The organism is Rhizobium sp. TRM95796, assembly GCF_025779995.1.
GTDB lineage: Bacteria > Pseudomonadota > Alphaproteobacteria > Rhizobiales > Rhizobiaceae > Rhizobium_E.
Map to the genome: position 1 here is coordinate 481,310 of NZ_JAOXHE010000005.1, position 12,682 is coordinate 493,991.

Below are 12,682 nucleotides of genomic sequence, written 5' to 3' on the forward strand. Positions count from 1 at the left end.
TGCGGCCGATGCTTCGGATCTCGCCTAAAGACCAACCCCATCCTTGCCATCTCCCCCCGCTCACCCCATCTATCCTCCGATCACAGGGAGATCATCATGACCGACGCCAAGACCAAGGCCGCCGAGGCCGAGTGGACCCATTGCCTGACGCCCGAGCAATACCGGGTCACGCGGGAGGGCGGCACCGAGCGGCCGTTTACCGGGCCTTATTGGGACAATCACGAGACGGGGATCTATCGCTGCGTCTGCTGCAAGACGCCGCTGTTCTCGTCCGACACCAAGTTCGATTCCGGCACCGGCTGGCCGAGCTATTTCCAGCCGGTCGACAAGGACGCCATCAAGAATATCCGCGACGTCAGCCATGGCATGGTCAGGGTGGAGGTGCGCTGCGCAGAATGCGACGCGCATTTGGGACATGTCTTCCCGGACGGCCCGCCGCCGACCGGCCTGCGCTATTGCATCAACGGCCATGCGCTGGATTTCGAAAAGACCGCCTGATCAGGCGCTCTGCCAGATGACGCAAGTCAGCACGGCGGCGTAATGCACGCCCGCCGCCGTCACCACGAAGCCATGCTAGATGGCGTTCTGGAAGCGCAGCTTTTCCCAGACGTGGAAAATCACCCCGAGCGAATAGATGATCCCGCCGATGAGGATCAGCACGAGGGTGGCGAGCGACAGCACGGTCGAGAGCTTGCCGGCGATGGCCACGCCGCTCCAGCCCATGGCGAGATAGAGCAGGATCGCCAGCCGGTCGAAGCGCCCCGGCCAGAAGAATTTCAGCGCCACGCCGAAGGCCGCCACCGCCCAGATGCCGATGAGATTGGCCAGCACCAGCCCATCCGGCAGCGCCGCGGCGAGGAAGGGCGTATAGGTGGCGGCGATCAGGATGAAGATCGCCGAATGATCGAAGCGGCGGAGCAACCATTTCACCGGCGACACCGGCCAGATATTATAGGCGAAGGAAATGCCGAGCGAGGCGATCAGCCCGAGCCCATAGACCCAGGAGGCGGCGATCGTCGCCGCCGTGCCCCACACCGTCGCGTAGAAGATCAGCACGGTCACCGCCACCAGCGCGGCGGCCACGCCCACGCCGTGGACGATGCCGTCGGCGATGATTTCATAGCGGTCGTAGCGCCAGTCGATGATGGGCCTTGCAGTCATGCGATCCTTCCTTGCGTCGCGCCCATTTCATCATGCGGCCGTGACCGTATCAAGACGGTAAAGACGGCATTTGGACGCGGGGGCTGAAGGCTCAGGCCGCCGCTTTGGTTCCCGCCAGCATTTCCCGCTTGCCCGCAAAGCCCGGTCGCCGCTCCACTTCAAAGCCCGCGGCCACCAGATTGCGCCGCACGAAACCGGCGGCGGCATAGGTGGCGAAGCTGCCGCCGGCCCGGGTGTGATGAAACACCGCCGCCATCAGCTCCTCCGACCACATGGCCGGATTGCGCGATGGCGCGAAGCCGTCGAGATACCAGGCGTCGAACAGGTCGTTGCAGGCCGACAGCCGCGTCGAGGCGTCGCCGACGATCACCCGCAGCGTCACATCGGGCGCGAAGGCCAGCGTCACGTCGGCGTCAGGTTTTTCCGGCCAGAGCGCCAGGAAATCCTCCCGCTCGCGGGCTAGCTCCGGCCAACGGGACAGCGCTTTGGCTGCCGCCTCGCGCTCCATCGGATAGAGCTCGAAGGAGGTGAAGGAGAGCCTTCCCGGCGCCGCGCCGGCCGCCCGCGCCGCCCGCCATGTCCTCAGCGTCTCGCAGAAATTCAAGCCCGTGCCGAAGCCGAGTTCGCCGATGGCGAAAGCCCCGCCATCCGCCCAGCGGCCGGGCAGGCCATTGGCGCCGAGAAACACATGGCCGCATTCGGCGCGTCCGTCGCTGCGGCAATAAAAGTGATCGCCAAACAGGGTCGAATAGGGCATATCGCCCTCGATCCAGTCCAGCGTCGCATCTTCAGCAATATCCGTGGTGTCCATGTCGAAAGCCGATAATCCGCCCGCAGCGTCCGGTCAATTCACAACCGACATTCTCGTCGCCGGCGCGGGCGTCATGGGCCTCTGGGCGGCGGTGAAGGCGACGGAGGCCGGCTATGCGGTGACGCTGATCGATCGCGCGGCGCCGGGCGCCGGCGCCTCGGGCGGGCTGCTCGGCGCGCTGTTTCCCTGGATGCCCAATCACTTCGGCAAGAAGAAGAAATTCCAGTTCGACGCGCTGATCTCGCTGCCCGATCAGCTCGCTCCCTTGGAGGCCGAGACCGGTCTCTCCGCCGGCTATGCCCGCGTCGGCCGCATCATCCCGCTGCCGAAAGCCCATCTGCGCCCCATCGCCGAACGCCACCGGCAGGACGCCGAGACGGCCTGGGCAGCGCCCGGCGCCGCCTTCCACTGGCGCGTCGCGGACGCCGCCCCGGTCGCCGGTTACATCGACCCCGCCTTTGCAGATGGCGGCTATGTGCAGGACACGCTCGCCGCCCGCATGAGCCCGCGCGGCCTTTGCGCCGTGCTCACAACCTGGCTGAAGCGTCAGCCGAATGTGCGGATCTTCCTCGGGACCGAGCTCGACACGGTCGACCCCGCCGCCGGCCGCGCTTGCCTCCGCGCCTCGGGCGCATCTCTCGCGGGGCTGGATGTCGAATCCTTTGCCGGCGAAATCCTCTTCGATCGCCTCGTGCTCGCCTCCGGCGTCGACGCCTTCGCGCAGCTCGAGGCGCTGCTGCCGCCGCTCAAAAAGCAGTTGGGGCAGGGGGTGAAAGGCCAGGCCGCGCTCATCGCCGCCGATCTCGACCCCGGCCTGCCCGTGGCCTTTCTCGACGGCGTCTATGTCGTGCCGCATGCCGGCGGCCATGTCGCGGTGGGCTCGACCTCTGAAAACACCTATGACGATCCGTTCGCCACCGACGCGCAGCTCGACGACGTCCTGGAGAAAGCCCGCGCCCTCATCCCCGCGCTTCGCAAGGCCCCGGTCATCGAACGCTGGGCCGGCCTCCGCCCCAAGGCCATCGCCCGCGACCCCATGCTCGGCCCGCTGCCCGACCACGCCAACATCCTCGCCATGACCGGCGGCTTCAAGATCTCCTTCGGCGTGGCGCATGCGCTGGCCGACGCGCTGATCGACGTCATCGAGGGGCGCGAGCCCGAGCGCCTGCCCGACAGTTTCCGGACCGAGGCGCATCTCGCCGAGGCGGGGTGACGCCGCGCAGGCGCGAAGCGACCCCGCATGACCGGCCCCGACCTCGGCGTCGGACGGCGTCTCCATCCTGAAGGCGATCAGTTTTTCATGTCGCAGCCGCCGCCCGCGTCGAGGATGCGATTGACGCGGCCGCCGCGCGGCCGATACTTGCGGCCCAACGGAGTGGGGGAGCGCCGCATGGGAATCGTCAAAGCTGCGGTCAGGATCCTGGCGGGCGTGTTTTTCGGCGCGCTCGCCGGCCTGGCGCTCGCGCCGGCGGTGGCCGCCTTCGGTTCGTCCCATGCCGATCGATCGCTGCTTCTGGTCCCGGCCGTCGCCCTCGGCGGCGCGGTCCTTGCCGGCCTCGCTTCCACGATCAGGGCGGCGTTCGGGCGCGGCTTCCTGATCGCCGGCGCGAGCTTTTTCTCCCTTCCCGTGTCGACGATTCTTCTCACCGGCCAGGCGCTCTTCGACGTGATCATCCCGGGCTCGGACGCGGCGTCGGGCGAGGTTTCGCTGCTGACGGGGGTCGCCGGCCTGGCGGTCAGCGGCTTCGTCACGCTGGTCAGCCTCGTCGCCGGCGCGATCTTCGTGATCATCGGTCTGGTGTTGGCGCTGGGCGGCCGTCGACGCGAGCACGGCGTCGAACAGCCCTCGCGCTGACGTCGCCCGCGCCGTTCGGTTGGGTGCATCATGGCGCAGCTCGATCTGACGATCGTCATCCGGCCGAAGCAGGTCGGAAAACCTCAGAAGACGAACATACTGTCATCAAGGTTCTCGCTGCTGACGCCGTAAAGCGTGATTGAGCCTTCATCCAGAGTAATCGTGACGCGCCACTTATCTTCCTTCACATGCCCCGTCACATCGGAAAAGGAGGAGACCGACGCCACATCTGAGAGATCGATGACGTCATGGAAGCGGCCAGAGGCGAAATCATCGATCCGGTCGTCGCCGAAGTCATGTCCGAAGACAAACAGATCGGCGCCGTCGCCGCCCGTCATTCTGTCGTCGCCTCCTCCACTCGCAATCCTGTCGTCGCCTTTGCCTCCGGAAATCGAGAGATTCTGGCCGCTTGCGGCGTCTATGAAGATGGTGTCGTCGCCCTTCGATCCCCGCACCCCATAGACTTTTCCGTCCCCGAATTCGACCTTGTCGAGGTTCAATTCTCCGGCCTGGCTGAGGCCGATTATTCCCGTCTTGCCATGGAGCCGGATAACGTCGAAGTCGGACAGTTGGTCCGGTGTTGCGATGACACCGATCACATCAAGGATTTCAGCGTTTATGGAGCTTTCAGGCCGTATCGTTCCCTCGGCGAAATAGAGGGTGTCTGTTCCCGCGCCGCCGTTGAATTTCAAGGAGATGAGGCCGTAAAATCGCTCGTCTGAAACATGGAGCACATCATCGCCATTGCCGCCGGAAAGCATGCCGTGGAACTGCTTTCTCGTCCGAATCGAGATGATGGTGTCGTCGCCATCGCCGGCATAAACCTTATCGCCGCTGTATAAGCTCGCGACATGGTCATCTCCGTCGCCGGCATAAAGGATATCCGCGTCGGGAATTCTTCCGGTTGTGAGGTGGTCATCCAGATCCGTGCCGTAGATGGTGTCAAAACCCTGGCCGCCATCGACGTAACGCCCCTGAAGGATGTCGTCGCCCTTGCCGCCGCTGAGGGTCAGTCCCTCGATTTCGCCAAGCTTGATGATGTCGTCGCTGCCAGATCCTATGAGGCTGAAGTGATGACGTTCAAAAATTTCCGGAGATCGGAAATCGGTCTGGTCGGTGAAATAGAGGTCAAATCGCTTTCCCCTGAAGCCAACCCGATCGAATGTTTCGAGGAACTCGTCCGTCGTCCTGAGCTTGCTCGTCGAGAAATCGGGGTTGTCGAAGATCACCCGCTCAACCGTATCGACAGCCACATCTTTCACATGGAGAAAGGTGGGCGCGATCAGGACCAGGGTGTCGTCTCCGGCGCCGCCACTTATTGTTCCGGTCTCGACAGGTTCCTTGATGATGATCGTGTCGCGGCCTTCGCCGCCATAGGCATTGCCGCATTCGCGGATGTCGATCGTGTCGTTACCCGCCCCGCCGATCGCGGTGGACAGTTCCTGGGTGGCCAGATCCCCATAAAGGTAGATATAGTCGTTTCCGGCGTCGCCATAAAGAGCGTCTGGCGAAGAACCGCCGTAAAGGCTGTCATTGCCGTCCCCGCCATGCACGGACATGTAATAATTGCCGAACCAGCCATCGTCTTCGTTGTCTCGCAGGATATCGTTGCCGCCGCCGAGATCCGCGAAGACGAACGCGGAATCGATGGGCTTCTTGTCGAGATTGACCCTGTCGTCGCCGGCGGAGCCGGTGATTGTATTGCCGTCGATGGTGACCATCTCAGAGATGTATCTCGCCATGGTTTGAAATCCGTTGTGCGATGAGCTGCGTCAAAACGTGAAAAGGTCAGAAAATCAGGTTGTTGGCGTCCAGCGTCCAGGTATAGCTGTCAAATTCGACCCGAAGCTCGGATTTGGCCATATGGACGATCAGGACATAGGAGAGATCATCGATGATGATTTCAGAATGCGCTTCGAGGTCGTCGATATCGCGGATGACTTTCGAGCTGGAGAAATCGAGGCGATCTTCTTCTTTCGCATTGGTCGAGAAATCTGTGATCGTATCGCGCCCGATATGGTCGCTGAGGTAGATCGTATCGACGCCCCCTCCGCCGTGGATAGTCTCGTCTCCTGCAGCACCCCGGAACCGGTCGTCGCCGTCTAGCAGATAGACGCCGAGATTTCGACCGTCTATCCGGGTGTGCGAGAGATCGATGGAATTGTCTTCGTCGCTGCCGCTGACCTGGAATTTTCCGTTGATGCGCGTCGGCGCCAGCAGTTCGCCATCTGCCACCCGCACCTGACCGGTTCCTGTGACGTCCAGCAGATCGACGGCGTTCAGCGCTGCGGCGGGTCCCGACAGTCGATGGCCTCTGAGGATTTCGACATCGAGCACCGTCTTGTCGCCCAGCCCATACTCGATCTCGAGGATGTCTTTGCCGGCGCCTCCGACGACCGTGCCGTCGACGCCGTCCATCTTGAAGAGATCGTTGCCGCCGCCGCCGTAGAATGACCCTTCGATAGCCTGCATATAGGTCGTTTCGGCTATAAAGACGTCATTGCCGGCGCCGCCCCAGCCGGACCCGTAATTGCCGATGAATATCAGCCGGTCGTCTCCGGCGTCGCCATACAACTTGTTGAGGTCGCCCTCCTCGAACATGGTGTTTGAAGACGTGTCCTCGGAATACAGCGTGTCGTCGCCCCTGCCGCCAAAAAGGGTGTCGACCCCAGTTCCTCCGACGAGGATATTGTCGAGATCGTTGCCGTATAGCAGATCATTGCCATCGTCGCCCTCCAGCCACAGATCGTTTTCGGTCCCACGAAGATTGATGAGGTCGTCGCCTCTGCCGCCGGTAATGGTTCCTCCAAAATCGCCGTCGAGAAACCCTTTGCCGATCCGCGCGCCGTCGCCGGTGAGATGAATGGAGACATCGTCATTGTGGAAAGACGAGACCGAGCCGAGCAGGCTCATGATGTCACGAGACAGGTAGATGGATCCCTGGATGGCGAAATGCTCCACCTCAGTGAATGATCGCGAAAAGAGCAGCGTCTTTTCCAGAGACAATTCAGATCGACTGCTGATGACCATCGTATCGTCGCCTGCGCCTCCATGAACGGAAACATTGTCGTGTAAGCTTCTAAACAACGTGTCGTCGCCATCGCCGCCTTCGAGATAGCCCGATCGGGAGGCCTTCAGAACGTCGTCGCCATCGCCGCCATAGAGGGATGCGTTGGCTCCGCGAGCCGTGATTTGGTCGTTTCCGGCTCCTCCCGTCAGGACATCTCGTCCTTTTGAGCCTCTGATGACATCGCGTCCATCGCCGCCGTCAATGACGACCCCGCCCGCCTTGGTGTCGACGACGGAAATCACGTCATTCCCACCATAACCCAAAATCGTCACCCGTGCCCGCTCCTGGCCCGGCGCCTGGAGGATGTTGAACGAAATCACATCGTTTGACTGTGAACCGGCTACGGTCGTCTGATCCCAACTATACATTAAGCACCGCCCCGAACTGAGCGGCGGCGCCTGAGCGCCGTCCGCACAAAAATTAAAAATGCCTAGAAGATAAAGTGTTTCGCTTGCAGAAGGTCTTCCGCCACTCCGATATGCAGTTGGTTTCCGTCCCCGAAATCAATCGTGACGTCGTAGGCCGGGCCGGTCAGATGTCGCTTCAGCGCAGTGAAGTTGTCGATATCCCGCACATGGGAAAGATCGATCACGTCGTGATCGCCCCCCGAGGTGTCCATGATGAATTCGTCCTTGCCCAGGATCGTGCGGACCACGAATACATCTCTCCCAGCCTCACCGATAAAAATATCGCTGCCTTTTCCGCTGATGAATGTGTCGTTGCCCTTACCGCCGACGACGAGGGAGCCGCCCGACCCCGCCACGATCGTGTCGTCGCCATTTCCGGCGAAGATTCGCGTCTGGTTCGTCACGCGCGCCATGTCGAACTGCGTGTCTTCGTCGGATCCATACAGATCCGCAGTCTGTTCGTTCCCACGCCAGGTCAATTCGCCCCCGTCGGACAGAGTTACATGACCGCGAACGGTCATCGGCTCTCTCTGAACTTTCAATTCCTTGACCTTGTCGAGAAAATCGGTCGAGACGACAAGGTCGCCTTCAAACATGAGTTTGTCGATATCGCCGGTGACGCTTGATATGTCCCCGCTCACGAGCAGCGTGTCGTATCCTTTCCCGCCCTCGATGATCAGGTCGAGGGCTTTCGTGGATTTCCCGATTTCGAATCTGTCGTCGCCGGCGTCGCCATGAAGTTCGGCGTCCCCACCGCGCTTTGCCGGTTTCAGGATGAATTCATCGTCGCCACCGCCGCCGAACGCGACATCGCCATTGTTGTCGACTAAAATACGATCGTCGCCGTTGTCGGCGCGCAATCGATCCGCTCCTGTCTCCCCATCGAGAACGTCGTCGCCGTCTCCGCCGATCAACGTGTCATTCCCCATTCCGCCCCTTAAGTCGGTGTCCTGGTCGCTGCTCCGCAGATAGTCATCGCCCTTCCTGCCATCGAAGCTGAAAGCTGCCTCCTCGTCGGACATGTCGAGATGGTCGCCGTCGTCAGATCCGATCATCTTGTAGAGGCCGATCACGTCGGCGAATGTGACCTGGGAGAGATCATGAACCGACCCCATTTGAATTGTAGCGTTCGTGCCGGCGGCGGCGATCGACGTCAGCGCAGATAGGTCCAGGCCAGTCAGGTTCACCAAGCCTCCGACGATGATCTTCTCAAATCCCGACGATTTCGCATCGATGCGACCTGAAAATTTCAGCGTGTCGTAACCGTCGCCACCGTCGACGACATCAAACTTGTCCTTGTGACCCTGACCATTATTGTCCGCGACGGAAGAAATGTAGTCGTCTCCGGCGCCGCCGCTCAATGTGTCACGCGCATTGGAATCAAAGATGTAGTCATCTCCATCTTCGCCATAGAGCGCGGACCCTGTTTCTCTGGCGACCTGATCATTCGACCGAATGATATCGCTGCCGTCGCCGGCCATAACGACATTGTAAATATGAAGTTCGTTGTCTTCGTATTTGTAGAGCGTGCGCAGACTATTGTCGCCGTCATCGCCGCGGACCACGAGGCCCTTGATTAAATTTGTCATACTGCGTCATCCATGTCAGAGATTTCATATCGAAGAGGACCGGCGCCAATATAAAGGTGAAACGCCGTACCGACGGATCGGCCGCGGTCATATCCTCGAAACCAGGCGCATTGTCTGGGCGATCGCCTCACGAGCGGCTGCAACGAAGGTCGCGTCATTGCCGTCGTCGCCCGCTTCACCATCAAAGGGGTATAGTAATGTCTGCCGCGCCTCGCCGCCTGCGATGGCGTCTCGGCCACGTCTGCGAAGGGTGTTGTGAATAGGGATGCCGCCGCCGTTTGGCGCAGAGGCCCGCGTCAACTCGTTGTCGGCGGACGCACCGTTAAACGGAAAATAAGGTGCCGTCATCAAAATCGCTTTCAATATGCTGAGCAACATTCGCTGATTGTTGAGTTGCATGAAATTTCGCCATCTGCAACCGGTTTTGAAATCCGTGCACAGCCGCCGCGCTTCGCAAAATCAGCCGCTCGGCAAATCCGCAACATCGCGTTCGCCGTTCACCTGATAAATGACAAAAAGAACCAGCCGGAACAGAGGTTTGTCGGCGTCTGGGCGGATTGGGTGAGGTCATTTGCAGCCGCTATCCCGGCAGGCTGCGCGTCATAGCCGGGCGCACGCCGCAGGTTGCCGTGTCGCCGATTAAGCCGCAATCATTGCGGGTTTTCTTGAAATGCTTCACACTGGCGACCGGGAGCAAAAGGAGGAATGAACATGCGAGCGATATTCGGCACGAACAGCCGCGATTTCATTAAGGGAAAATCTTATGACATCTCGGTCTTCGCCGGCGCGGGCAATGATATTCTCGGCGATGTCGGACGTTTCGGCAAAAGCGCCACCAACGACATCTATATGGGCGCCCGCGGCGATGACCTGATGTTCAACTATAGCGGCAACGATCTGTTCTATGGCGGGGCCGGCAAGGATGTCGTCATAAGCTATCAAGGCGACAATTTCGAGTTTCGCGGCGGCGGCGGCAAAGATACGCTCGTTTTCGTGGTCGACGAACCCACCGAAATCCAGACCGTCGAAGAGAACGGAAAACTGGTGCAGGTGACCGTTGGCGATCAGGTTGTCACCGTGTCGTCTGTCGAAGAGGTGACCACCGTCCTGTCGTCGGATGTCCATGGCTGGTTGCTGTAGACCGCCGTTTCCACCCCTCGACAAATGCGCCACACCGCTCTAGCTTTGCCGCACTGCAATACGAAAAGAACGAGGCGGAACAGATGATTGTCGATATCAAGACCAGCCGGGATCTCGTCGGTTACGGGCGCAACATCCCCGATCCGCAATGGCCGGGCGCAGCCAAGGTCGCGGTGCAGTTCGTGCTGAATTACGAGGAAGGCGGCGAGAGCTGCATTCTCGATGGCGACCCGGCCTCGGAGAATCTGCTGTCGGAAATCGTCGGCGGACCGGCCTGGCCCGGTCAGCGCAATCTCAACATGGAATCGATCTACGAATACGGCGCGCGCGCCGGCTTTTGGCGGCTCCACCGGCTGTTCACCGAGCTCGATGTTCCCGTCACCGTCTATGGCGTGACGCTGGCCATGGCCCGCAACCCGGATGCGGTGGCCGCCATGAACGAGGCCGGCTGGGAGATCGCCAGCCACGGCTATCGCTGGCATGAATACAAGGATTATCCCGAAAAAGTCGAACGCCAGCACATTCTCGAAGCCGTCAGGCTGCACACGGAAGTCGCCGGCGAGCGCCCCTATGGCATGTATCAGGGCAAGCCGTCGATCAACACGCTGAAGCTCGTCATGGAGGAGGGCGGTTTCCTCTATTCCTCCGACAATTATTCCGACGATCTGCCCTTCTGGGTTCCCGATCATGAAGGCAAACCCTTCCTGATCATCCCCTACACGCTCGACACCAACGACATGCGTTTCGCCACGCCGCAGGGCTTCAATTCCGGCGACCAGTTCTTCACCTATCTGAAGGACGCCTTCGACGAGCTCTATCGGGAGGGGCAGGCGGGATCGCCCAAGATGATGTCGGTCGGCCTCCACTGCCGCCTCGTCGGCCGCCCGGCCCGCGTGGCGGCGCTGCGTCGGTTCGTGGAGTATGTGAAGAGCCATCAGGACGCCTGGACGCCGACGCGGCTGGACATCGCGAAGCATTGGCACGCGCACCACAAGCCGAGTTGGTGAGGGGGCGGCTTGCCGGTCTTCTTTCTGAAGCGTCTCGATCCCGCAACCGGATCCGCACTCTATGAAGCGCGTATCGAAATCGACGACCCCGGCCGCCTCGCCGCCGCTCTGGAGATCGAAGACGATGACGAAATGACCTATTCCTATTTCCTCGACGAGGGGGATGTGGAACGCGTCGCCGCGCTCTTCACGCTGCCGCTCGATCTCGATCCCGATCTCGATTACATCGAGCGAGACGGTCAGACGCGCCACGCGCCCTATCTCATCCACACAGACTTCGAACTGCCGTTGATGCTGGAAGGGCGCAAGCCGCTCGCAGTATTTAGCAGCGACCCTGAAAGCGACTGGTTTGATGAATTGAAGGCCCGGTTTGCTCCGCATATTGCGGCGGCGACGTTTGTCGAACGGGATGTGACTTTATTGCGAAGCTATCGAGACTTCTCGTACCCCGTTCGCACCTTGCTCTACGCGCAGCCCGCCGAAGCCTGGCGCATCCAGGCCTATCTCGATCTCTGGAGCGAGGGCGCATGGGACGAGACGCATGAGCGCCGCGAGGGTGAACTGCTCGGCTATGAGGATTGGCAGATCGATTGGTGGCTCGAGAGGCCATGGCGTCCCAAACGGCAGCCTCGGGATTGATGTTGCGGCGGAGACCAGTAGCGCTGTCGGGAGGCGGACATCTGTCACGCACGCGGCCACCCCCCCTCTGGTCTGCCGACCATCTCCCCCTCAAGGGGGGAGATCGGCAAGCGGCGCCACCATCGCCCAGCCATGGACGTCGAGATTGGGCAAACCGGCGCCCCATCCAATCTCCCCCCTTGAAGGGGAGATGCCCGGCAGGGCAGAGGGGGGATGGCCACAGCTACAGACGCCCGCCGACCCGACCTTGGAGCCTCAGTCTTCGGGCGCCGATTGACGTCTCGACCGAAAGACCTAGTCAGGTTATCGTCGTCATATCTCCGGATCATGCTTTTCGTTTTTAAACGAAGGTGATATATGTTGATCATTCGCCACTATCTGACCAAGGGCGGAGTAGATCTCGTCACCGAATGGCTCCACGACCTGCGCGACATCAGGGCCAAGGCTGCGATCGTCAGGCGTATCAACCGTCTCGAGCTCGGAAATTTCGGCGACCACAAGGCGCTTCGTGACGGTGTGCATGAATTGCGGATCGATCTGGGTCCGGGCTACCGCCTTTATTATGCCCGCGCCGGCGACACCCTCGTCCTGCTGCTCTGTGGCGGCGACAAGCGCGGCCAGGGAGCGGATATCGATCGCGCTTGCGCCTGCTGGCGAGACTGGAAGAGCCGGAGCCACTGATAAGGGAGAATGCCGTGAAGGATCGCAGTCATGACGAAGCGATGGCGGAGCTGTTCAGGGGAGATCTGGCGCTGGCCGCCGAAACCCTGGACCAGATCCTCGCGGAGGGAGATCAGGCGGAACTGATGATCGCGCTCCGGCAAATGACGTCAGCCTATGGCGGCGTCTCGGCCGTCGCGCAGGCGGCCGACCTCAATCCCACACAGCTTTACCGGACTCTGTCCGACAAGGGAAATCCGGAGCTTCGCGGCCTCACCGCGATCCTGAAAGCGATGGGGTTGCGGCTCTCCGTGCGTCCCATCGACATGGCCTGAGGAGAAAC

Annotated in this window: 13 protein-coding genes and 1 pseudogene; 8 read left to right on the plus strand and 6 right to left on the minus strand. The window is 61.1% G+C overall.

Going from position 1 to position 12,682, the window contains the following annotated elements; translation table 11 throughout:
• Positions 1–96 precede the first annotated feature (96 nt).
• Positions 97–498 (plus strand): peptide-methionine (R)-S-oxide reductase MsrB, encoded by a 402-nt coding sequence (msrB, locus tag OCK01_RS13800; protein ID WP_263824415.1) that lies wholly within the window; start codon positions 97–99, stop codon positions 496–498.
• 78 nt (positions 499–576) lie between these two features.
• Here the strand turns inward: msrB and trhA are convergent.
• A pseudogene (trhA, locus tag OCK01_RS13805) lies at positions 577–1,161 on the minus strand (PAQR family membrane homeostasis protein TrhA); the annotation flags it as partial.
• 91 nt (positions 1,162–1,252) lie between these two features.
• Entirely contained in the window at positions 1,253–1,972 is a 720-nt protein-coding gene (gene mnmD, locus OCK01_RS13810) for a tRNA (5-methylaminomethyl-2-thiouridine)(34)-methyltransferase MnmD (protein WP_263824417.1), read from the minus strand.
• Here mnmD and OCK01_RS13815 point away from each other — a divergent pair.
• Positions 1,971–3,185 carry an NAD(P)/FAD-dependent oxidoreductase gene (locus tag OCK01_RS13815; protein ID WP_263824418.1) on the plus strand — a complete coding sequence of 405 codons (1,215 nt, stop codon included), beginning with the start codon at positions 1,971–1,973 and terminating at the stop codon, positions 3,183–3,185. The genes mnmD and OCK01_RS13815 overlap by 2 nt on opposite strands.
• A 177-nt stretch (positions 3,186–3,362) precedes the next feature.
• Complete coding sequence (locus OCK01_RS13820; protein WP_263824419.1) at positions 3,363–3,827, plus strand: hypothetical protein; 465 nt, start codon at positions 3,363–3,365, stop codon at positions 3,825–3,827.
• An 83-nt stretch (positions 3,828–3,910) separates the two neighbouring features.
• Here OCK01_RS13820 and OCK01_RS13825 read toward each other — a convergent pair whose 3' ends face one another.
• The 4 genes from OCK01_RS13825 to OCK01_RS13840 form a co-directional block, all read right to left on the minus strand.
• Positions 3,911–5,569 carry a hypothetical protein gene (locus OCK01_RS13825; RefSeq protein WP_263824420.1) on the minus strand — a complete coding sequence of 553 codons (1,659 nt, stop codon included), beginning with the start codon at positions 5,567–5,569 and terminating at the stop codon, positions 3,911–3,913.
• A gap of 46 nt (positions 5,570–5,615) precedes the next feature.
• Entirely contained in the window at positions 5,616–7,169 is a 1,554-nt protein-coding gene (locus OCK01_RS13830) for a calcium-binding protein (RefSeq protein ID WP_263824421.1), read from the minus strand.
• Positions 7,170–7,327: 158 nt separating this feature from the next.
• Positions 7,328–8,869, minus strand: a complete 1,542-nt coding sequence (locus OCK01_RS13835; protein WP_263824422.1) for a hypothetical protein — start codon at positions 8,867–8,869, stop codon at positions 7,328–7,330.
• A gap of 111 nt (positions 8,870–8,980) precedes the next feature.
• Positions 8,981–9,292: a hypothetical protein gene (locus OCK01_RS13840; protein ID WP_263824423.1), complete on the minus strand. Its 312-nt coding sequence runs from the start codon at positions 9,290–9,292 to the stop codon at positions 8,981–8,983.
• Positions 9,293–9,604: 312 nt separating this feature from the next.
• Between OCK01_RS13840 and OCK01_RS13845 the strand changes: the two genes are divergently transcribed.
• The 5 genes from OCK01_RS13845 to OCK01_RS13865 all read left to right on the plus strand — a co-directional run bounded on the left by OCK01_RS13845 (position 9,605) and on the right by OCK01_RS13865 (position 12,674).
• Positions 9,605–10,033 (plus strand): hypothetical protein, encoded by a 429-nt coding sequence (locus tag OCK01_RS13845; protein WP_263824424.1) that lies wholly within the window; start codon positions 9,605–9,607, stop codon positions 10,031–10,033.
• A gap of 83 nt (positions 10,034–10,116) precedes the next feature.
• Complete coding sequence (gene puuE, locus OCK01_RS13850) at positions 10,117–11,040, plus strand: allantoinase PuuE (protein ID WP_263824425.1); 924 nt, start codon at positions 10,117–10,119, stop codon at positions 11,038–11,040.
• Positions 11,041–11,049: 9 nt separating this feature from the next.
• Positions 11,050–11,679 carry a hypothetical protein gene (locus OCK01_RS13855; RefSeq protein ID WP_263824426.1) on the plus strand — a complete coding sequence of 210 codons (630 nt, stop codon included), beginning with the start codon at positions 11,050–11,052 and terminating at the stop codon, positions 11,677–11,679.
• Positions 11,680–12,036: 357 nt separating this feature from the next.
• Positions 12,037–12,360 (plus strand): type II toxin-antitoxin system RelE/ParE family toxin, encoded by a 324-nt coding sequence (locus OCK01_RS13860; protein ID WP_263824427.1) that lies wholly within the window; start codon positions 12,037–12,039, stop codon positions 12,358–12,360.
• A gap of 14 nt (positions 12,361–12,374) precedes the next feature.
• Positions 12,375–12,674 (plus strand): DNA-binding protein, encoded by a 300-nt coding sequence (locus tag OCK01_RS13865; RefSeq protein WP_263824428.1) that lies wholly within the window; start codon positions 12,375–12,377, stop codon positions 12,672–12,674.
• Positions 12,675–12,682 lie beyond the last annotated feature (8 nt).

Excerpts from the sequence above, each read along its gene's own strand:
- msrB (WP_263824415.1), top strand. The coding sequence starts at position 97 with ATGACCGACGCCAAGACCAAGGCCGCCGAGGCCGAGTGGACCCATTGC.
- OCK01_RS13815 (WP_263824418.1), top strand. The coding sequence starts at position 1,971 with ATGTCGAAAGCCGATAATCCGCCCGCAGCGTCCGGTCAATTCACAACC.
- mnmD (WP_263824417.1), bottom strand. The coding sequence starts at position 1,972 with ATGGACACCACGGATATTGCTGAAGATGCGACGCTGGACTGGATCGAG.
- OCK01_RS13820 (WP_263824419.1), top strand. The coding sequence starts at position 3,363 with ATGGGAATCGTCAAAGCTGCGGTCAGGATCCTGGCGGGCGTGTTTTTC.
- OCK01_RS13825 (WP_263824420.1), bottom strand. The coding sequence starts at position 5,569 with ATGGCGAGATACATCTCTGAGATGGTCACCATCGACGGCAATACAATC.
- OCK01_RS13840 (WP_263824423.1), bottom strand. The coding sequence starts at position 9,292 with ATGCAACTCAACAATCAGCGAATGTTGCTCAGCATATTGAAAGCGATT.
- OCK01_RS13845 (WP_263824424.1), top strand. The coding sequence starts at position 9,605 with ATGCGAGCGATATTCGGCACGAACAGCCGCGATTTCATTAAGGGAAAA.
- puuE (WP_263824425.1), top strand. The coding sequence starts at position 10,117 with ATGATTGTCGATATCAAGACCAGCCGGGATCTCGTCGGTTACGGGCGC.
- OCK01_RS13860 (WP_263824427.1), top strand. The coding sequence starts at position 12,037 with ATGTTGATCATTCGCCACTATCTGACCAAGGGCGGAGTAGATCTCGTC.